Genomic DNA, 21,196 nt, shown 5'->3' on the forward strand with positions numbered 1-21,196 from the left:
ACCCGTCACCTGTCACCTATCATTTCTCATCTATCAATATCAGGTATTACCAAGTCTAATGTTGCCATACTTGCCACGAGATCTCCAATTTTTCCACCAACAGCAATGTGATTTAATAATGATAAGTTTGAAAATCCAGGAGAACGGAATTTAAGTCGATATGGGTTTTTTGTTCCCGTACTTATTACATAAACCCCAAGCTCGCCTCTTGCTGTTTCAACACGTTGATAAAATTCACCTTTAGGTAATTTAATCACTACTTTAGTTACCACTTTATGATCGCCCTCCGGAATATTATCAATTAATTGTTCAATGATTGACATAGATTCCCACATTTCCTGAATTCTAACCTGATAACGCGCTAAACTATCTCCTTCCGTTTTTAAGGCTTCATTAAATGTTACCTTATCATAAGCGCTATAAGGGTGATGCTTTCTAACATCGCAAGAATACCCAGAACCACGACCAACAGGGCCAGAAGCACCAAACGAAATAGCATCTTCTTTCGATAAAAGACCAACACCTTTCATTCTTTTTTGAAATATTACGTTGCCTGTTAGTAACGTATCATATTCTGGTAATTTGGTTTTAAAATGAGCGATAAATTCTTTTGTTCTTTTCACAAAATTTGGATGAATATCGAACATCAACCCTCCCGGAATATTGTAATTCATGGTTAAACGAGCGCCACAGGTTTCCTCAAAAATATCATTGATCATTTCGCGATCCCTGAAGCCATAAAAATAGGTTGTAAGCGCGCCAACATCCATTCCCATAACGCCCCACCATAAACAATGGGATGCTATTCGAGTAAGCTCACTTAGGATGGTTCTGACCACTTTTACGCGTTCAGGAACTTCGATTTCAAGCGCATTTTCAACCACTAAGCAAACTGCTTCATTATTTATATGTGATGACAAATAATCCATTCTATCTGTTAAATGAACGATTTGCTGATAGCTGTCGCGTTCGCACATTTTTTCAATGGAACGATGGATGTATCCTAAATCTGGTTCAACCTTTTTAATGATTTCGCCATCTATGGTTAACAAAAGACGCAACACACCATGCGTAGCAGGATGTTGTGGTCCCATATTAATGAAATACTCTTCAGATTTAAAATTGGTATTAACTAAAGTCGCTTCCATAATCACCTATTTAATAACCATGTTAATATCATCTACATAATCCTTTCTTAAAGGAAACCCTTCCCACTCATCTGTTAAGAACAGTCTTTTTAAGTTTGGATGATTATTGAACTTTATTCCGAAAAAATCAAAAACTTCGCGCTCATGGAATTCGGCAGTTCTCCAGATATCGCATACAGAATCTAAAGTTGGATTTTCCCTATCTGCCGTTTTTACCTTAACAACAATAACATGTCTATGTGTAGTAGATTCTAAATGATACACAACACCTAATTCTGGCTCCCAATCAACACCACTTAAACAGAATAAATAGTCGAAGTTAGTTTTGCTATTACTCTTTAATTGTGACATTAATCGATGTAATAGCTCAGGCTGTACAGTAATATTTAAAAATTGAGAACTTTCTTCCGTAAATTCTAAAAGGCTGGGATTAACAGGTTCTTCAGTTTTTGTGCTTTCTTCCAAACCTTCTTCGGTTTCAGAAATAGTTGCAACTTCAGAAACGTTTCCAGCTTCAGGATTTGGAAACCAACTACCAATTATATTTTGTAAATCTTCGTTGTTCATTTTATTGACCGTTAGTCTTTTCTCTTTATTCTTTTGTCTTAATTTTGATAACACCCTCCTTAATCCTCCCTCAAGGGAGGAATCGTAATTCAGCATTCATAATTCATTAAAGTCCTTCATCAAATCCGTCAATAGGATTTTTCTTGTGTTTCATATTTTCAGTTCTAATCTTATCCTGAAGCTTCAACATCCCTTGTAATAATGCTTCAGGACGCGGCGGGCAACCTGGAACATAAACATCTACAGGAATAACATGATCCGCACCTTTTACCACAGAATAGGTGTTATAAAAAAATGGGCCACCAGAAATAGCACAAGCTCCCATAGCAATTACATATTTTGGCTCTGCCATTTGATCGTACAAACGACGTAAAACAGGAGCCATTTTATTCACAATTGTTCCCGCAATAATTATTAAATCTGCCTGCCTTGGGGAAGGCCGTGCGACTTCAAAACCAAATCGAGAATAATCGTGTCTAGCAGCTCCTGTTTGCATCATTTCAATGGCACAGCAACTAGTGCCAAAATAAAGCGACCATAGTGAATTTGATCGCCCCCAATTGATTATTTTATCTAATGAAGTCACAATGACGTTAGCGCCATTTCCAGCAGGAATCACCTTTCCTGGGAAATTTTTTGGAATTTCTTGATTTCTATATTCTGCCTGTGATAAATATCTTTCTTTGTCGTCTACTCCCATTTTAATGCTCCTTTCTTCCATGCGTATAATAACCCTAATCCTAATATAAAGAGAAATATAAATATTTCTATTATAGCCACAAATCCAACATCCTTAAACACAACTGCCCAAGGAATTAAAAATGCGACTTCAACATCAAAAATCAAGAATAGAATGGCGAATAGATAATACCCTACCTTAAACTGAACCCAAGTTGGGCCAATAGTGACCATACCACTTTCATAAGGCTCTCTTTTTTGGGGATTATCTGATTTATGCGATATTAAATTTGATAAAAAGTTTGCGCCAGCAACTAAAACGATACCTGCCAATAAAAATACAATGATGGCTTCTGAACCCATTTATATCTGTTTTTAAATTAAAACACCTGATAAATATCTCCGGAGAAAAACAAATCGTCTGTTTTATGAAATTTCGAATTCCTTTTCACTTCTGCCGTTACTGCATCTTCTCTTTCTTCAAGGGTGACATCATCATAACTTCTTATAACTCCAGTAACCATAGGATACTCTAACCGAACAAGCATTTGATGTAAAGTTGGGTCTTGTTCTTTAGCATTATGAACCAAAATATCTTCTTGTGTTATACCCTTTTCGCCAATGGTTACCACTTCTAGCTTTAACCCATTTAAGACTAAACCTTTATCTCTGTCTTTTCCAAAAATCATTGGTTTACCATGTTCAACATACAATTGTTTATCCTCTCTTACCTTTTTATCTGTAAATTGAGTAAAACAGCCATCATTAAAAATGACGCAGTTTTGCAAAACCTCAATTAAAGAGGTCCCTTTAAATTTTTGGCCCTCTATAAACAATTCGGTCATTTCTTTTGGCGTATTACCTCCAATTCTTGCAAAGAAACGCGCTTGAGCACCTATGGCTAATTCTCCTGGCGAAAAAGGAGGTTGTGTATTACCGTAAGGTGAGGATTTTGTTTTTTGACCCACCAAAGATGTTGGTGAAAACTGCCCTTTTGTTAAACCATAAATTTCATTATTGAAAAGAATAATATTTAAATCAATATTTCTTCGTAAAACATGAATAAAATGATTCCCACCAATAGCCATTGAATCTCCGTCTCCTGTAATCACCCAAACACTAAGTTTAGGGTTGGCTAATTTAACACCTGTAGCTATTGCCGGTGCGCGACCGTGAATACCATGCATTCCATAAGAATCCATATAATAAGGAAAACGAGAGGAACAACCAATACCAGAAATAAAAACGACATCTTCTTTATTAATGCCCATTTCTGGAAGTGCTTTTTGCATAGCGCGTAAAATAACATAGTCATCACAACCTGGGCACCATCTTACTTCTTGATCGCTCGCAAAATCTTTAAAAGTGTATTTTTTTGTTATTGTTTCCATGATTATTTTACTAATTGTTTGAATTTTTCTGTCAACTCACTATTTCCGAAAGGCAGTCCTTGTATTTTATTAAATTGCAATAATTCTAACTTATTGAAATTGATTTTTAGAATTTTTGCGAACTGACCATTATTTAATTCACAAACAAGAATTTTTTTGAATTTACTAAAAACCTCTAATGTGTTTTTGGGTAAGGGATTTATATAATTAAAGTGAGTAAAGCCTATATTAGTAAACCCTTCCTCGTTTACTTGTTTTACAGCTGAATGCAATGAACCGTAAGTACCTCCCCAACCAACAACTAATAAATCACCTTCTTCTGCAAACTCAGTGCTTATTTCGGGAATATAATCTTGCACACGCTTGATTTTTTCAGCCCTAATTTTGGTCATGAATTCATGGTTTTCAGGAACATAAGATACATTCCCTGTAACCTTATCTTTTTCTAATCCCCCAATTCTATGTTCCAACTTGGGAGTTCCTGGAATAGCCCAATTACGAGCAAGCGTTTCTTCATTTCTATTATATGGATGCCAATTATCATAATACTTAGAAACTATATTGTTCTTTATTTCTGGCATGTCATTAACAGACTGGATTTTCCATGGAGAAGACCCATTTGCTATATAACCGTCTGTTAGCAATATTACAGGCGTCATATGCTCTAAAGCCAATTTAGCGGCCTGATAAGCAAAATTAAAGCAGTTAGATGGTGTACTGGCGGCAATAACAATTACAGGACTTTCCCCATTTCTACCATACATAGCTTGTAGTAAGTCTGATTGTTCGGTTTTTGTAGGTAATCCGGTAGATGGCCCTCCACGTTGCACATTAACAACAACTAAAGGCAATTCTACCATCATTGCCAAACCTAAAGCCTCACCTTTTAAAGCCAAACCAGGACCAGATGTTGTAGTTATTGCTAAATCCCCAGCAAAAGCAGCTCCAATAGCAGATGTAATACCTGCAATTTCATCTTCAGCTTGAAACGCTTTCACGCCAAAATGTTTGTGTTTTACCAACTCATGTAATATATCGGTTGCTGGCGTGATGGGATATGAGCCTAAAAACAACTCTAAACCAGATTTTTCGGCAGCTGCCAGAAAACCCCAGGCAGTTGCAGTGTTACCCATTATAATCCTATAGGTCCCAGCAGGCATTTTTGCCGGTGCAATAGTGTATGAATTTGGTATTAACTCTAAAGTTTCTGCAAAATAAAAACCTGCATTTAAAACCTTCGTATTAGCTTCTATAATTTCGGGTCTGGATGTAAACTTTTTGTTAAAAAAATCTATGGTATGATCTGTAGAACGGTCATACATCCAATACACCATACCTAAAGCAAACATGTTCTTAGTTCTGGTGATACTTTTATTATCTAATCCCGCTACATTTTTTAAGGCCTCTTTGGTTAATGAGGTCATCGCCACTTCAATAACACGGTAATTTTCAAGGCTATTATCTTCTAAAGGATTAGACTCGTATTGCGCTTTTTCTAAATTCTTTTTTGTAAAAGCATCTGTATCTACTATAATGGTATGCCCAGGCTTTACAGCATGTAAATTTGTTTTTAAACCCGCAGGATTCATAGCCACCAACAAATCTACCTCATCACCAGGAGTACTGATTTCAACACTCCCAATATGTACTTGAAAACCCGAAACACCATACAAACTACCTTGCGGCGCTCTTATTTCTGAAGGATAATTGGGAAACGTTGCAATATCATTTCCAAACATTGCCGAGGTACCTGAAAACTGGGTACCTGTTAATTGCATGCCGTCTCCCGAATCGCCTACAAATCTAATAATTACAGCTTCAAGTATTTCGTGCTGTTTATTTGATTGTGTTGTAACCATGGCATGTTGATTTAAAAAATTAGTTAAAAGCGTGTTTTATAATCATCAAATATAATTTCACTTTTTTAGTTTAAATATGATTTTTGTCACATTTAAACTGTGAAATCTAATTTATATTTACCAATATTTATTTTCTTAAAACATTATATTATGGCGATTATAATAACAGATGAATGTATTAATTGTGATGCCTGTGTTGCAGAATGTCCAAATAATGCTATCTACGAGCCCGATCAAGAATGGGCCTATTCTGATGAAACAGCATTAAGCGGCATGGTAACACTTCCTAATGGAGAAGAAGTAGATGCCGATGCCCAAAACACGCCTGTTTCAGATGAATTCTATTTTATTGTGACTGATAAATGTACAGAATGCAAAGGATTTCATGATGAACCCCAATGCGCTTCTGTATGTCCTGTAGATTGTTGCATACCTGATGAGAACCATGTTGAAACCGAAGATATGCTTTTAGAAAAGAAAGCTTGGTTACATGGAGAATAAAGCACTGTTTTTTTTTGAATCAGTAATTTAATTTAAAATCGAAAAATCATTCTTATATAATAATAAGAATGATTTTTTTTTGTAAGTACATGACAAAAAAATGACCCACACATTTTAAGTCGCTAATTATCAATAGTTTTATGATTTTGGATGTTTCAGTAAGATTACTATCATTTAATGAACGCTAAACTAATTTTTGTCATGTTCTGAACTAATTTTTATTCATTATAAAGGCTTTTTTTTACTTCATTATCTCCTTATTTATTAATATCATTTCCTGACATAAATCATATAATTTAAGACAGAGACTCTTTAATTTTACTTCACTTATATAAATATACTATTTAAAATATATGCATTATGGAAAATCAATTCCAAAAGTTAATCTGCGACGCAAATGAAGCTGTTGCAAAAATAGCTCATAAAACAAATGAGGTGTGTGCCATTTACCCAATAACACCTGCATCTCCTATGGGCGAACACGTCGATGTGTACAGCTCGAAAGGTCAGAAAAACATTTGGGACAATATCCCTAGAATTGTAGAAATGCAGAGCGAAGGTGGCGCTGCAGGAGCCGTCCATGGGGCTTTACAAGCTGGTGCACTAACTACAACTTTTACAGCTTCTCAAGGATTACTTCTTATGATTCCTAATATGTATAAAATGGCAGGTGAATTATTACCTTCCGTAATACACGTAGCCGCAAGAACGATAGCCACGCATGCGCTTTCAATTTTTGGCGACCATTCAGATGTTATGGCTACTAGACAAACAGGATTCTCCATGCTATTTGGGGGATCAGTTCAAGAGGCTCACGATTTTGCTCTTATTTCACAAGTAGCAACATTAAAATCCAGAGTGCCTTTCCTAAATATTTTTGATGGCTTTAGAACCTCTCACGAGATTTCTAAAATAGATGGTATCCCTGATGATGTTATTATTGATATGATGCCAGAAGACGCTATTATGGATCACAAAAAACGCTCGCTTGATCCAGATCATCCTGTCATTAGAGGGACTTCTCAAAACCCGGATGTATTCTTCCAAGCCAGAGAGGCCGCCAATACGTTTTATGAAAAAGTTCCTGGTATTGTTGAAGACACAATGAATGAATTCTACAAGCATACGGGACGTAGATATAGTTTGTTCTATTATGAAGGTCACCCCAAAGCAGAACGTGTTATTATACTCATGGGCTCTGGCGAAGGTGCGGCACGGGAAACCGTGGAAGCCATGGTGAAAAATGGCGAAAAAGTAGGGGTACTATTTGTTCGCTTGTTTAGACCATTTTCAATAAAGCACTTTGTTAATGAGTTGCCTGAAACCGTTAAAAAAATAGCAGTTCTTGACAGAACCAAAGAACCAGGAAGTATTGGCGAACCCTTATACCAAGATGTTATTACGGCATTAAATGAAAGTGATAGGGAAATGCCTGTTGTAGTTGGAGGCCGTTACGGTTTATCCTCAAAAGAATTTACGCCTCAAATGGTTAAAGGTGTTTATGACGAATTACTGGACAATAAACCCAAAAACCACTTTACGGTTGGTATTAACGACGATGTCACTTTTACAAGTTTACCAATTGATGAATCTTTTACAATAGAACGCCATACCATTAACTGTATGTTTTATGGTTTAGGATCTGATGGTACTGTTGGAGCTAATAAAAACTCCATTAAAATTATTGGTGATACCACAGATAATTTTGTACAAGGGTACTTTGTTTACGACTCTAAAAAAGCCGGTGCACAAACCATTTCCCACTTGCGTTTTGGTCCAAAACCAATTTATTCTTCATACTTAATTGATAAAGCAGATTTCATTGCCAGCCATCAATTCAATTTTATTGAAAAATATAATATGGTTGCCGATTTAAAACACGGGGGCACATTCTTATTGAATTCACCATATTCCAAAGACGACATTTGGGATTATTTACCAAAGCGAATTCAAAAGGAAATTATCGAAAAAGAAGCCAATTTCTATGTAATTGATGCTACAAAAGTAGCTGAAGCATCCAATCTTGGCAAACGCACAAACACGGTATTACAAACGTGTTTCTTTGCTATTTCAGGTATTTTACCAAAAGATGAAGCCATTCAAAGAATTAAAGATGCCATTGTAAAATCTTACTCTCATAAAGGAGAGGGGATAGTTAAAATGAATTTTACTGCGGTTGATAATTCGCTCGCCAATCTTCAAAAAGTAGATTATCCTAAAGAAATTACCAGCGAAATACATTTACAAACCGCGATGCACAATGCTCCAGATGGATTTGTTACCGAAGTGTTGGAAAAAATATTAGGCGGATTTGGAGATGAGCTTCCTGTAAGCGCATTCCCCGTAGATGGCACTTTCCCAACAGGAACTACACAATACGAAAAAAGTGGTATTGCAGACAAAGTACCTGTTTGGGACGATATTAATTTATGCACACAGTGTAATAAGTGCGTTGCTATTTGTCCGCACGCAGCCATTAGAGCAAAAGTTGTTAGTAATGACGAATTAGCAAATAAACCTGATTCCTTACAAGCAGTTGCTGCAAAAGGCAGACCTTTTAATAAAGTGGAAGAGTCTTATGTACTTCAAGTATCTCCTCAAGACTGTACGGGTTGCGACCTTTGTGTTGCTGTTTGTCCGGCTGTAAGCAAAGAAGATCCAGACTTTAAATCGATCAACATGCATAAAAAGCTTGAAGTGGAAGCTGTAGAAGATGTAAATTGGGATTACTTTATAGATTTACCTGATTATAATAGAACGGAGTTGCAAATAACAAACGTAAAAGGATCCCAATTCCTAGAGCCTTTATTCGAATTCTCTGGAGCCTGTTCCGGTTGCGGCGAAACACCATATATTAAATTATTGACACAGCTTTATGGAGATAGTATATTAATTGCAAATGCGACAGGATGTTCTTCAATTTATGGCGGTAATTTACCAACAACACCATATAAAACCAATCAATTTGGTAGAGGTCCTGCTTGGGCTAATTCTTTATTTGAAGATAATGCTGAATTTGGTTTAGGGATGAAATTAGCTTTAAGCAAGAAACAGGAAATTTCCGTAAACTTACTTAAATCTATTGAAAAGGAAGTTGGAAAAGACTTAGTTGATGCTATATTAAATAATCCTGAAAAAACCGAAGCTGAAAAGGAAGAGAATTTTAAAAATTTAGACAAATTAAAAATCAAACTAGCCCGTATCGACAATGAAAATGCTAAAAAATTGTCTCACCTAACTGAATATTTACGTAAAAAATCAGTATGGATTTTAGGTGGCGATGGTTGGGCTTACGATATTGGATTTGGTGGCGTGGATCACATCTTAGCGACAGGGGAGGACATCAATATTATGGTGTTGGATACCGAAGTATATTCCAATACAGGCGGACAAACCTCTAAGGCTACACCATTAGGAGCAAGTGCAAAATTTTCGGTTTCCGGTAAACGCACAAGTAAAAAGAGTTTAGCACTACAGGCCGTTTCATACGAAAATGTGTATGTTGCCCAAATCGCTATAGGAGCCAAAGACCTTCAAACCCTTAAGGCCATTGAAGAAGCTGAAGCGTATCCTGGACCATCAATAATAATTGCTTACTCTCATTGTGGTGAACATGGATATGATCTAGCACATGGCGCTTCACAGCAAGAAAAAGCGGTAGAAAGCGGTTATTGGCCATTATTTAGATTTGACCCATCCAAGCCAAAAGGCAAGAAGTTTAGATTAGATTCAAAGGCACCTTCAATTCCTCTAAAAGACTTTATGTATAATGAAACACGTTTTTCTAGAGTTGCTAAGGACAATGCAGAACTTGGAGCCAAACTTCTTGAGCAAGCTCAAACTGAGGTTAATTCCAAATGGGAACGTTTAGAACTTTACAGAGATATGTAACATGCCTTAGCCAAGGTAGTGTTTGTTTAATATAAAATCATTCTCCATGCTATATTTATAGTATGGGGAATGAATACTATTAATTACTAACTTTTAATTCATTTATCATGGAAAATGAAGCTATCAAGTATTTTGTAAATGCTGCTCAAAAATTGAATCAAGCTAACAAAGAGTTATTTAAACCAGAAGAGGATATTGTCACGTATTTAGTTTGCAAAAATTCTCAGTATGCCATCGAAAATTATCTAAAAGGTTATCTTTTGAAAAAGGGTTTTAATCCTAGTGAATACAAAACCATAGACAGCCTTTATGAACAGTGTAAAAGAATAAATAAAGATTTTGAAAAAGTAGATTTATCAGACTTCAATTGTAAAGCTTCTCCTAGTTTAGAATCAAAATATTGTAATGATGTTTCAAAAGTTAGCAAATGTTTTGATGCAGCAGATGAACTAGACACATTTCTTAGAAAAGAAAAAATTATTTAATGTAACTTTTCTAAACTCTATGTTTTATTTAATAAAAAACACTTTTGTGTACTAATTTAAGCTTAAAATTAAGCTTGAATATTAATCACTTGTTCAATTTGAGGTGCATATTTTTTAATGGTCATCTCTACACCCGACTTTAAAGTCATTTGATTGACACTACACCCTACGCAGGCACCTAATAATTGTACTTTGACCAAGGTATTGTTTTCTTCGATAGAGAGCAAAGAAATATCACCACCATCGCTTTGCAAAAACGGACGGATTTCCTCTAAAGCTTTTTCAACATTTAACCTAATTTCTTCTGTAGACATCTGCTATTTTTTCCTCACCCTAACCCACTCCTCCCGATAGCTATCGGGAGGAAAGGGAAAAAAGCTGATTATTATTTCTTTATGGCCGAACAACCAGCCATTGTCGTTATTTTTATGGCTTCTGTAGCCGGCAAAGCATCATTTCTTTTTACTAGTTCCTGTACCACGTTCTGTGTTAAAAGCTCAAAGGCTTTCTCTAATTCCGTTGCCGTTTGTAAGGCTGCTGGTCGACCAACATCACCTGCTTCACGAATACTCTGCACCAAAGGAAGTTCACCTAAAAATGGCACTTTTAAATCTTCGGCCAAATGTTTAGCCCCTTCTTTACCAAAAATATAATACTTGTTATCTGGCAACTCTTCTGGTGTAAAGTAAGCCATATTTTCAATAATCCCTAATACGGGGACATTAATACTCTCTTGTTGAAACATGGCCACACCTTTTTTAGCATCTGCAAGCGCCACGTTTTGAGGGGTGCTCACTATTAAAGCACCGGTAATAGGAAGTGATTGCATAATACTTAGATGAATGTCCCCCGTTCCAGGAGGTAAATCAATTAGCATAAAGTCAAGTTCACCCCAATGCGCATCAAAAATCATTTGATTTAAGGCTTTTGCCGCCATAGGCCCACGCCAAACCACGGCTTGGTCAGGTTGGGTAAAAAACCCAATAGATAATACTTTTACACCGTAATTTTCAACAGGCTTCATTTTAGATTTACCGTCTATATTAACAGCTAAAGGTTTTTCAGATGCCACATCAAACATAATAGGAATGGATGGTCCATAAATATCAGCGTCTAAAACACCAACCTTGAAGCCCATTTTAGCTAAGGTTACTGCCAAATTAGCGGTAACCGTAGATTTACCAACACCTCCTTTACCAGAAGCTACAGCAATAATATTTTGAATGCCCGGAACAGCCTTTCCTTTTATAACATGGGCTTTAGGTTGCTCTGGTGCTTCAACTTTTACATTGACCGTAATTTTGGCCTTCTCATAAACCTGCTCATGAATGGTTTTTAAAATATCAACTTCGGTGCGTTTTTTAGCCTGAAGGCTCGGGTTTTTAATCGTAATATCTACAATAACCTCATCACCAAAAGTCATTACATTTTTAACGGCACCACTATCTACCATATTTTCTCCCTCACCAGGTGCAGTAAGTGTTTGTAATGCTTTAAATATATCTTGTTTGTTGAGTTTCATGATTTTTAAGACAATAGGACAAAATAAAAGAGCAAAGACTGTTTTAGTTAAGCTGTTCTTTTATTCTACAATTATTTAATTTTCAATTATTAAGAATGATTCTAAGATGCAAATATAAATAATAAACACGGAAGAGGGAATAGAGTTATTAGAAGTTTTGTTTATGAACCCATCTTGACTTTTTCTATTTCCTAAAAAATGGCCGAAATCTGCCCATATTTCGTTACTTTTTTTATTCGTAGCGATGCTATGTCTTTCAAAAAGTGCCTAATCTGGACAAATTTCATCTCATTTTCGGTTAAACACAAAAAGTCAAGATGGGTTCTATTATAAGATTTAGTGAACTTATGGAAGTAGAAGAAATAAAACCATTAATAAAGTAATTTATTTTAATGGTTAATAATTGAAATTATAATTCCTTTGAAGGTTCCCAAAAAATTTCTTTAAAATTCTGAATTTGATTCTCTATAACCACGACGCCTTCACTTTCTAAAAGCTGCTGCATCAGGTTTGTACCCTCAAAATGGTGTTTTCCAGTTAATAAACCTTTCTTATTGACGACCCTGTGTGCTGGAACACCTTTACCGCCAGAGCCATTCATGGCATAGCCTACCATACGTGCACTTCTTGCGGCGCCCAAATAGGTTGCAATGGCACCATAACTGGTGACTCTGCCATACGGTATGCATTTTGCCACCTCATAAACCTTATCGAAAAAATTTAAAGTTTCCGGCTTCATATTATAGCTCCTTAAGGATATTAAACAGTGTAACTATGGAAATGATTCCGGTAATTCCTCCAATAACATAGTTCATGTTTTTCTGAGATGTAAAAGATTTCTCTTTAATCATATCAAAGAAGAAAATATACATATAGAGCATAACAAAGGTTCCCATAGCCGCACCTGCTACATAGGATATGATGTTAATTTGAGTGAGTTCTAACCATCCAAAAGATGCCAAAGTTATGGTCATATAGGCTTGGTAAGGAATTGGAAACACATTTATAGCAGACAACAAAACACCTTGTAAAAATCGACTGTACTTGCTTCTTACTTTGGGTTCAATTTTCTGTTTGGTTTGTTTTTTTGCGATGAGCAAGAAATATACAGTAATAAGCACAAAAACAATAAAGGCAACACGTTGAAGAATGTCTACTACTTCTGAATGATTACTTAAATAACTCGCAAAAATCGCTGCAATATAGGTTTGAATAGCAACGATAACGCAAACCCCAATAGAGAACATAATTCCTCTACTATGCCCCTCTTTAAGGCTTATTTTTGCAGCTGTCATATTTAGCAAACCAGGTGGAATAACCCCTATTAATGCTACAATTAAGCCTAAAACAAATACAAAAGTTAAATTCACTAATTGCTTATTTTAAACCTAATATACGTAATTGGTTTGTTATGCTCTAAATATTGCGATTCGTAAAATGTTTGTATGGCCGTTACATCTTCTGGACTACCTTCTTGTTTGTACACATTATGGTTTGCATAAAGCACCTCGTGACCAGCACCATGTAATAATCCAAGCGTATAGCCATGCATAAATTCACTATCGGTCTTTAAATTTACAACGCCTTCTGGTTTTAAAATATGTTTATAGCGTTTTAAAAATGTCGAATTAGTCATACGGTGTTTGGTACGCTTATATTTTATTTGAGGATCTGGAAAAGTGATCCAGATTTCGTCTACTTCATTCTCAGCAAAGGCATGGTCGATAAGCTCTATTTGGGTTCTTAAAAAAGCGACGTTAGACATATCATCTTCAAGAGCTGTTTTAGCTCCACGCCAGAATCTAGCTCCCTTGATATCGATACCCACAAAGTTTTTATTAGAATATTTTTGTGCCAGAGCAACCGAATACTCACCCTTACCACAACCCAGTTCTAAGATTAGCGGATTATTGTTTTTAAATATCGTTGTGTTCCAATTTCCTTTAAGGGCAAAATTACCATTTACCAAATCGTCCCTAGTTGGCTGAAATACATTGGAGAATGTTTCGTTCTCCCTAAATCTTTTAAGTTTGTTTTTGCTTCCCAAAGTGTATTGACTATTTGTTATGGTTACTTTATTTTTGGTAAAATTAAGGAAATATATGAGAGTGTTTATATACTTATCTTTGATTTTGATATAAACTCGCGTGAAGGATTGATGCGGCATCCTTTTTAAAACTCGAATGCATTAAAGATGGTGAGGCTTAACATTTGACAGATGGCCACGTCCTTTGTCCTCGCCCATGCCATTTTAAAAAGATATAGCGGAAAGCCTGACTTTTGCCGAGCAAAAGACACGCCCAAAGAAGCTTATGAAAAAACGTATTTTAGTAGCACCGTTGTGTTGGGGTTTGGGGCATGCGACACGCTGTATCCCTATTATCCATGCTTTGTTGGATTGTGAGTTTGAACCCGTTATTGCAAGTGATGGTGATGCGTTGATGCTTTTACAAAAAGAATTTCCTAATCTTGTTTCTATTGCGTTACCTAGCTACAATGTGAGTTACACAAAAAAAGGTGAGCATTTAAAATATAAAATGTTTAAAGACTCGCCCAAGTTGATTAAAGCCATAAGAACCGAAAAAAAACAGGTAAAACGTATTATCGACACTCATGAGATCTCTGGTATTATTTCTGACAACAGATTAGGTATTCATAGTAAAAAAGTGCCTTCGGTGTTTATAACCCATCAACTTAATGTTTTAAGTGGAAACACCACATGGCTCACGACTAAAGTTCATCAACATATTATCAAGAAGTTTGATGCGTGTTGGGTACCAGATGTAGCAGGCAATCCAAATTTGAGTGGTCAATTAGGACATGTTAAAACGCATGCTCTACCTACTGAATATATTGGGCCAATAAGTAGATTAGAACACAAAAAAATACCTGCTAAATACGCTGTTTTAATATTACTTTCTGGACCAGAACCGCAGCGTACATATCTAGAAGAAATGCTTTTAGCCGTTTTTAAGGGTTCTGAAAAAAGGATCATTATGGTCAAAGGGCTCGTCGACAAAAGTGAAGAGCGGCAGGTTAGTGGAAATTTTACAATTTATAATTTTATGACCACATCGCTTTTAGAAAAAACCATTAATGAAAGTGCTTTGGTAATTTCGAGATCTGGCTATACCACGATCATGGATTTGGCAAAACTTAATAAAAAAGCTTTTTTTATACCGACCCCAGGACAGTTTGAACAGGAGTACTTAGCCGATCGATTGACAAAATCAGGACTAGCCCCCAGTTGTAAACAAGATGATTTTACTTTAGACAAGCTCAATGACATTGAAAATTTTAAAGGTCTTGAAGCACTAAATTACGAAGTAAATTACAAGCGGTTATTTAGCCTTTTCAAGGGTGAATGAAAACTCACTACCAACGCCATATTCACTTTCCACATAAATTTTTTCTTGGTGCGCTTCGATAATGTGCTTGACTATGGAGAGCCCTAAACCAGAGCCACCTTCTTTTCTTGAGCCACTTTTATCGACGCGATAAAAACGTTCGAATAAGCGTGGTAAATGATAATTTTTTATGCCTTCACCGTTATCTGTGACACGCACAATAACTTTATTCTTGATAAGGTTTTCGATACTTACTTCTGTTGTTCCCTTGGCACGTCCGTATTTCAAGGAATTCACGATAAGATTAACTAATACTTGTTGAATACGTTCCTTATCAGCCTTTACCATGACAGGAGTGTTATAATCCATATCGAAAGTCAGTGTGATTTTATTCTTGTTAGCCTTCATCTCTAACATATCAAAAACACTTTTTACCAACTCTATAATATCAAATTTTTCAATTTTCAAACTTAAATCACCAACTTCCAATTTGGTAATCATATCCAAATCTTTAATAATATACCCCAGCCGTTCAATCCCTTTACTAGCACGCGCTAAATACTTCTCTCTCGTATTTTTATCGTTCATGGCACCGTCCAAAAGCGTCAATATATAACCTTGAACTGTAAAGAGCGGGGTCTTTAATTCGTGTGATATATTCCCTAAAAACTCTTTCCTGTACTTTTCACGCACTTTAAGCGTTTCTATTTCAATTTTCTTATCACGAGCAAACTTATCAATTTCTTCGGTAAGTGTTCTCATGTCCGTGGTAACAGACCCCTTTGATAAGCTTGCAGATTCTAGAAGGGTCAAGTCATCATAGATTTTTTTTACCCTTCGGTAGATAAACTTTTCAACGCGGTGCTGAATAACAAAAAATGAAAAAATATATACCGAAATTGAAAATACAATATAGGCCCACCAGACCACTTTCAAATTAAATAGGAATAAAAAAACACTCATTAAGAGCGTTGTAAAAAAAGTGATAAAAAAAGAGGTATTTATCGCAAATTTGTATGTTCTTTTGAATTTTGATTGCATTAATCTACAAACTTATAGCCCACACCTTTTACTGTTTTAAAGCTATGATCTCCTAATTTCTCACGTAATTTTCTAATGTGTACATCTATGGTCCTTCCGCCAACAACGACTTCATTACCCCAAACCCTATCTAGAATTTCATCACGTTTAAACACTTTCCCTGGTTTTGATGCGAGTAAAGATAATAATTCAAACTCTTTTCTTGGTAAGATTATTTCTTTGCCTTTTAGTAGAATTTTATATTCGTCACGATTAATCACTAGGTTACCAATTTTAACTGTGGCATCTTTTGGTTCCTCTTTATAGCGCCTTAATAAAGCTTTTACTTTGCTTATCAAAACCTTAGGTTTAATAGGTTTTGCTATGTAATCATCTGCACCAGCATCAAACCCTGCTACTTGAGAATAGTCTTCACCCCGAGCTGTTAAAAAAGTAATAATCGTATTTTTTAATTTGGGGTGATTTCTAATCAATTCGCAAGCCTCAATACCATCCATCTCAGGCATCATCACATCGAGAATTATAAGATGTGGCAATTCCTTTTTTGCTTTTTTAACGCCTTGTAATCCATTTTCGGCAGTTATTACTTGATACCCTTCGTTTGATAAGTTGTAACCAACAATCTCTAATATATCTGGTTCATCATCAACCAATAAAATCTTTATATCTTTCTTATTCATATGTTCTGCTCTAATGAAGATCAATCATTAATAGAGTAAAGATAAAACTTATCCCAGAGTTATAACAAATTTGAAAAATTAATAACATTATGGTAACAATCCATGCCCGATTTTTCAGTGTTTCGACCAAGTACACAAACCTTTAACATATATTTGGTATGGCTTTTGTATATTATTTGTACTTTTAATTGTTAAATACATTTATATGTTGAAAAACTACGCGTTTACCTTAATATTGACTTTAACATGTTTGATAAGCCAACACGGATTTTCACAAGATGGCGTTAGAAATACTGCTATGCAGCAGCATAATATCGAAGGTCTTACCATATATCCTAACCCTGTTAATAATGGCAGGCAATTTATAAATATTACATCAAAACTTCATTTAACTAAAACTGTGGAATTTTATAACGTTTTAGGGAAAAAGATTTTTTCAACCGTTATGGTTGGTAAGGAATTAAATATATCCAAGTTTAGCACTGGGGTTTATATTTTAAAGATTACCGAAAACAACATTAGTGAAACTCGCAAATTAGTCATAAAATAACCTTATTGTTATCTTATAGAAAGAGGCTGTCTAAAAAGTTGGTTTTTAGCTTAAATGTCACATTGAGACCCGAGCCAAAAAATTTTATCAAGCGGTAATGTTGACAATGAAACCGAACTTGAATTTGAAACCGAAAATTTTAAATTATGGATTGCCCCCTAGAGAATAGGCAAGAAACAAAATATATTTTGTTTTGAAGGTTGCGAGCGCAGCTCATTAGGAGTGTTTTAAAGATTTTGATTAAAATTTAAATAATTGAAAATCAAATACATAAAATAGATGTCAATGGTAGCACAGTCGAAATGCTTTGGTTTTCAAAACATTCAAACTTCGACTGCGCTCAGATTTGACAGGAGTTAATTAATTTTTAGACAGCCACTTTAGTTTAAATACATTGGATTACATTCCAAGATAACACGACAACGACTAAAAAACCAGTCATTCAATAAAAGCATAACGCATACGTTTTTAAAGTACTGCCCATTGGCAGCACTTTTTATTTTATCTACTTTTGTATTTTGTTATAGGATAGAAATCAACCCAATTTGTAAGAGCTCTATATTTGCTTAAATGATCGACACCAACGCTATTTTTAATATTACAACTAAAACGGAGTTTGAAGATTGCGCTATGCAAGTCTTTAGTTATCAGTTTGAAAATAATCCCGTTTATAGGTCCTTTTGCGATTTACTATATAGACATCCTAGTGATGTAAAAACCATAAAAGACATTCCTTTTCTTCCCATTCAATTTTTTAAGACGCATCGGGTATTAAGTTCTTCCGCCTCCATAAAAACTACATTTACAAGTTCAGGTACTACGGGTAGCGTAACGAGTTCGCATCATATTACGGATCTCTCAATATATGAGACCAGTTACAAAAGGGGATTTGAACATTTTTACGGTGACCTTACTGACTATGTTATTTTGGCGCTGTTACCTTCTTATCTAGAGCGCAAAGGCTCCTCATTAGTATATATGGTGGATGATTTAATTTCAAAATCCCAACATGCTGAAAGTGGCTTTTATCTAGATAATATTGGCGAATTAAAAAGTGTTTTACAACAATTAGAATCTGAAGGGAAAAAAAACCTACTCATCGGCGTGTCTTTTGCACTCTTAGATTTAATCGAAACCTTTCAATTCGATTTAAACCATACCATTGTTATGGAAACTGGCGGTATGAAAGGCAGACGAAAAGAACTTATTAGAACAGAACTTCACAAGCAACTCAAAGTAGGCTTTGGGGTAGAACAGGTTCATAGTGAATATGGCATGACCGAACTGTTAAGTCAGGCCTACTCTAAAGGTCAAGGGATTTTCGAATGTCCTAATTGGATGCAAGTCCTAACAAGAGACCCCGAGGATGCGCTGACCATACAAACTACAGGAAAAACTGGCGGTGCTAATGTTATTGATTTGGCTAACATTAATTCCTGTTCGTTTATTGCGACTCAAGATTTAGGCCGCGTTAACCCCGACGGTTCTTTCGAAATTATTGGACGGTTTGATAATTCCGACATAAGAGGCTGTAACCTTATGGTGCTTTAGGCTGTAAGTTATAAATCGTTTTACGACGTATATGTAAACATTCTATATGAAAACCCTTTTTTTACTATTGACACTGTCTTCGTCATTCTTGTTTGCACAAACCATAGACTATAATTTAAAAAACGGCTTCATAGCTCACGGCTATGATGTTGTCGCTTATTTTAATAATACGGCCGTTAAGGGCGAAAACCAATTTCAAACCACCTATGATGGTGTAAAATATAAATTCTCTTCTGAAAAACATCTTAATATATTCAAGCAAAATCCGAAGAAATATGTACCCCAGTATGGCGGCTATTGTGCCTATGCCGTCGCCGTAAAGTCTGATAAAGTTGCTATTAATCCAAAAACATTTACCATTACAGATGGCAAACTTTACTTGTTTTATGATGCCTGGGGCACCAACACCTTGAATTTATGGGACGAAGAAAACCCAACTAAACTGCAAAGCAAAGCGGATAAGAATTGGGACATAATAAAATTGAAAAAATAAGTTTTATCCTTGTAAGTTTTTAGAGATAATTACGACTAAATAATTGCTAAGAAAAAGAAAGATTAATTTTTTTAGTTGGTTGGTTAAACTGAAGCCTGATTTTACAATCAGGCTTCTTTTTTTTACACGACTCTTAAAACGAAATAATTCTTCTTACCACGCTGCAATAACACAAATTTATTATTAATTAAATCCTTTTGCGTTATCGTATAATTGTCTGCTACTTTTTCTTTATTTACTGAAATAGAATTTTCTTTTAAAGCCCTTCTAGCTTCTCCGTTGGATTTCAAAAACCCACCCTTTTCAGCTAAAGCTGCAACAATATCAAGTCCATTCTCAATATCGGACATCATTATTTCGGTTTGAGGAACCCCATCAAACACATCTAAAAAAGTCTGTTCATTAAGCACTTTTAAATCTTCGCTTGTAGATTTTCCAAAAAGAATATTACTGGCTTTTATAGCATTATCTAAGTCGTCCTTTGAATGTACCATGGTTGTTATTTCTTCGGCTAAACGCTTTTGTAAAACTCGTAAATGAGGTGCTTCTTGATGTTCGGTAATTAGGGAATTAATGGCAGGTTCATCTAAAAACGTAAAAATCCTAATATACTTTTCGGCATCATCATCACTAGAATTTAGCCAATACTGATAAAATTTGTACGGCGAAGTTCTATTCGCATCCAACCAAACATTTCCGCCTTCGGATTTCCCGAATTTAGAACCATCAGATTTGGTAATCAGTGGACAGGTAATCGCATATCCTTTCCCGCTATCAATTCGCCTTATAAGTTCAGTTCCCGTCGTAATATTTCCCCACTGGTCACTGCCACCCATTTGAATGGTGCAATCCTTTTCTTTGTACAAATGAAGAAAATCATAACCCTGTACCAATTGATAGGTAAACTCTGTAAAACTCATCCCTTCGGAGGCATCAGAAGAAATTCTATTTTTCACAGAATCTTTGGCCATCATATAATTTACCGTAATATGCTTCCCAACATCCCGAATAAATTCCAAAAACGAAAAGTCCTTCATCCAATCGTAATTATTAACTAAAATGGCCGCGTTCTTTTCATCACTTTCAAAATCCAAAAATTGTGCTAACTGATTCTTTATAGCTTCTTGATTGTGGCGCAATGTTTTTTCATCTAATAAATTACGCTCATTAGATTTACCTGACGGATCGCCAATCATTCCAGTCGCTCCACCTACCAAAGCCACAGGTTTGTGCCCACAACGCTGAAAATGCGCCAACAACATAATAGGCACCAAGTTACCAATATGTAGAGAATCTGCCGTTGGATCGAAACCTACATACGCACTTCGCATGTCTTCCATTATATGTTCTTCAGCACCGGGCATTACGGTATGGATCATGCCTCTCCAAGTTAATTCTTCAACGAAATTCTTTATCATTATTTTTGAAATTTAGTAAACTATGGCAAATATAAAAATACGCCTAGAATTACGCCCTCATTCTGAATAATTCT

Annotated in this window: 21 protein-coding genes; 7 read left to right on the forward strand and 14 right to left on the reverse strand. The window is 35.5% G+C overall.

Features of this window, described 5'->3' with window-relative positions; all coding sequences use genetic code 11:
• Nucleotides 1-26 precede the first annotated feature (26 nt).
• From FAF07_RS05635 to FAF07_RS05655, 6 genes are all read right to left on the reverse strand, one after another.
• Nucleotides 27-1,148: an NADH-quinone oxidoreductase subunit D gene (locus FAF07_RS05635; RefSeq protein WP_221930772.1), complete on the reverse strand. Its 1,122-nt coding sequence runs from the start codon at nt 1,146-1,148 to the stop codon at nt 27-29.
• Nucleotides 1,149-1,154: 6 nt separating this feature from the next.
• Nucleotides 1,155-1,715 carry an NADH-quinone oxidoreductase subunit C gene (locus FAF07_RS18660; protein WP_221930773.1) on the reverse strand — a complete coding sequence of 187 codons (561 nt, stop codon included), beginning with the start codon at nt 1,713-1,715 and terminating at the stop codon, nt 1,155-1,157.
• Nucleotides 1,716-1,821: 106 nt separating this feature from the next.
• Entirely contained in the window at nt 1,822-2,415 is a 594-nt protein-coding gene (locus FAF07_RS05640) for an NADH-quinone oxidoreductase subunit B (RefSeq protein ID WP_246067780.1), read from the reverse strand.
• Nucleotides 2,406-2,756 (reverse strand): NADH-quinone oxidoreductase subunit A, encoded by a 351-nt coding sequence (locus tag FAF07_RS05645; RefSeq protein ID WP_142784185.1) that lies wholly within the window; start codon nt 2,754-2,756, stop codon nt 2,406-2,408. Before FAF07_RS05645 ends, FAF07_RS05640 begins: the two co-directional genes overlap by 10 nt.
• A gap of 17 nt (nt 2,757-2,773) precedes the next feature.
• Nucleotides 2,774-3,784 (reverse strand): 2-oxoacid:ferredoxin oxidoreductase subunit beta, encoded by a 1,011-nt coding sequence (locus FAF07_RS05650; protein ID WP_142784186.1) that lies wholly within the window; start codon nt 3,782-3,784, stop codon nt 2,774-2,776.
• A 2-nt stretch (nt 3,785-3,786) separates the two neighbouring features.
• Nucleotides 3,787-5,643, reverse strand: a complete 1,857-nt coding sequence (locus FAF07_RS05655) for a 2-oxoacid:acceptor oxidoreductase subunit alpha (protein WP_142784187.1) — start codon at nt 5,641-5,643, stop codon at nt 3,787-3,789.
• Nucleotides 5,644-5,793: 150 nt separating this feature from the next.
• Here FAF07_RS05655 and FAF07_RS05660 point away from each other — a divergent pair, with 150 nt between their 5' ends.
• The 3 genes from FAF07_RS05660 to FAF07_RS05670 all read left to right on the forward strand — a co-directional run bounded on the left by FAF07_RS05660 (nt 5,794) and on the right by FAF07_RS05670 (nt 10,520).
• Nucleotides 5,794-6,144, forward strand: coding sequence for a 4Fe-4S binding protein (locus FAF07_RS05660; RefSeq protein ID WP_142784188.1), 351 nt, complete (start codon nt 5,794-5,796; stop codon nt 6,142-6,144).
• Nucleotides 6,145-6,504: 360 nt separating this feature from the next.
• Nucleotides 6,505-10,035 carry a pyruvate:ferredoxin (flavodoxin) oxidoreductase gene (nifJ, locus tag FAF07_RS05665; RefSeq protein WP_142784189.1) on the forward strand — a complete coding sequence of 1,177 codons (3,531 nt, stop codon included), beginning with the start codon at nt 6,505-6,507 and terminating at the stop codon, nt 10,033-10,035.
• A 107-nt stretch (nt 10,036-10,142) separates the two neighbouring features.
• Nucleotides 10,143-10,520 (forward strand): HEPN domain-containing protein, encoded by a 378-nt coding sequence (locus tag FAF07_RS05670; RefSeq protein ID WP_142784190.1) that lies wholly within the window; start codon nt 10,143-10,145, stop codon nt 10,518-10,520.
• Between the two features lie 68 nt (nt 10,521-10,588).
• Here FAF07_RS05670 and FAF07_RS05675 read toward each other — a convergent pair whose 3' ends face one another.
• The 5 genes from FAF07_RS05675 to trmB form a co-directional block, all read right to left on the reverse strand.
• Nucleotides 10,589-10,834 carry a NifU family protein gene (locus tag FAF07_RS05675; protein WP_142784191.1) on the reverse strand — a complete coding sequence of 82 codons (246 nt, stop codon included), beginning with the start codon at nt 10,832-10,834 and terminating at the stop codon, nt 10,589-10,591.
• A gap of 71 nt (nt 10,835-10,905) precedes the next feature.
• Nucleotides 10,906-12,042: an Mrp/NBP35 family ATP-binding protein gene (locus tag FAF07_RS05680; protein WP_142784192.1), complete on the reverse strand. Its 1,137-nt coding sequence runs from the start codon at nt 12,040-12,042 to the stop codon at nt 10,906-10,908.
• 409 nt (nt 12,043-12,451) lie between these two features.
• The gene (locus tag FAF07_RS05685) at nt 12,452-12,781 is read right to left on the reverse strand and encodes an MGMT family protein (protein WP_142784193.1); all 330 of its coding nucleotides are present in this window, start codon (nt 12,779-12,781) and stop codon (nt 12,452-12,454) included.
• Nucleotide 12,782: 1 nt separating this feature from the next.
• Entirely contained in the window at nt 12,783-13,412 is a 630-nt protein-coding gene (locus FAF07_RS05690; protein WP_142784194.1) for a LysE family transporter, read from the reverse strand.
• On the reverse strand, nt 13,412-14,089 hold the full coding sequence (trmB, locus tag FAF07_RS05695; protein ID WP_142784195.1) for a tRNA (guanosine(46)-N7)-methyltransferase TrmB: 678 nt from the start codon (nt 14,087-14,089) through the stop codon (nt 13,412-13,414). The genes FAF07_RS05690 and trmB overlap by 1 nt, the downstream gene beginning before the upstream one ends.
• A gap of 265 nt (nt 14,090-14,354) precedes the next feature.
• On the opposite strand from trmB, the gene FAF07_RS05700 reads away from it, so the two are divergent.
• Nucleotides 14,355-15,410, forward strand: a complete 1,056-nt coding sequence (locus FAF07_RS05700; RefSeq protein WP_142784196.1) for a glycosyltransferase — start codon at nt 14,355-14,357, stop codon at nt 15,408-15,410.
• Here FAF07_RS05700 and FAF07_RS05705 read toward each other — a convergent pair.
• Together FAF07_RS05705 and FAF07_RS05710 are read right to left on the reverse strand one after the other, a co-directional pair.
• On the reverse strand, nt 15,384-16,430 hold the full coding sequence (locus tag FAF07_RS05705; protein ID WP_142784197.1) for a sensor histidine kinase: 1,047 nt from the start codon (nt 16,428-16,430) through the stop codon (nt 15,384-15,386). The two genes, FAF07_RS05700 and FAF07_RS05705, sit on opposite strands and share 27 nt — an antisense overlap.
• Complete coding sequence (locus FAF07_RS05710) at nt 16,430-17,110, reverse strand: response regulator transcription factor (protein ID WP_142784198.1); 681 nt, start codon at nt 17,108-17,110, stop codon at nt 16,430-16,432. The genes FAF07_RS05705 and FAF07_RS05710 overlap by 1 nt, the downstream gene beginning before the upstream one ends.
• 205 nt (nt 17,111-17,315) lie before the next feature.
• On the opposite strand from FAF07_RS05710, the gene FAF07_RS05715 reads away from it, so the two are divergent.
• The 3 genes from FAF07_RS05715 (at nt 17,316) to FAF07_RS05725 (ending at nt 19,704) form a co-directional block, all read left to right on the forward strand.
• Nucleotides 17,316-17,660: a T9SS type A sorting domain-containing protein gene (locus tag FAF07_RS05715; protein ID WP_142784199.1), complete on the forward strand. Its 345-nt coding sequence runs from the start codon at nt 17,316-17,318 to the stop codon at nt 17,658-17,660.
• A gap of 570 nt (nt 17,661-18,230) precedes the next feature.
• Nucleotides 18,231-19,211 (forward strand): LuxE/PaaK family acyltransferase, encoded by a 981-nt coding sequence (locus FAF07_RS05720; RefSeq protein WP_142784200.1) that lies wholly within the window; start codon nt 18,231-18,233, stop codon nt 19,209-19,211.
• Nucleotides 19,212-19,257: 46 nt separating this feature from the next.
• Nucleotides 19,258-19,704: a YHS domain-containing (seleno)protein gene (locus tag FAF07_RS05725; protein ID WP_142784201.1), complete on the forward strand. Its 447-nt coding sequence runs from the start codon at nt 19,258-19,260 to the stop codon at nt 19,702-19,704.
• 122 nt (nt 19,705-19,826) lie between these two features.
• On the opposite strand, the gene tyrS is transcribed toward FAF07_RS05725, so the two are convergent.
• A complete protein-coding gene (gene tyrS / locus FAF07_RS05730; protein WP_142784202.1) occupies nt 19,827-21,122 on the reverse strand; it encodes a tyrosine--tRNA ligase in 1,296 nt (431 codons plus the stop codon).
• Nucleotides 21,123-21,196: the final 74 nt, after the last annotated feature.

The organism is Changchengzhania lutea (assembly GCF_006974145.1).
GTDB classification, from domain to species: domain Bacteria; phylum Bacteroidota; class Bacteroidia; order Flavobacteriales; family Flavobacteriaceae; genus Changchengzhania; species Changchengzhania lutea.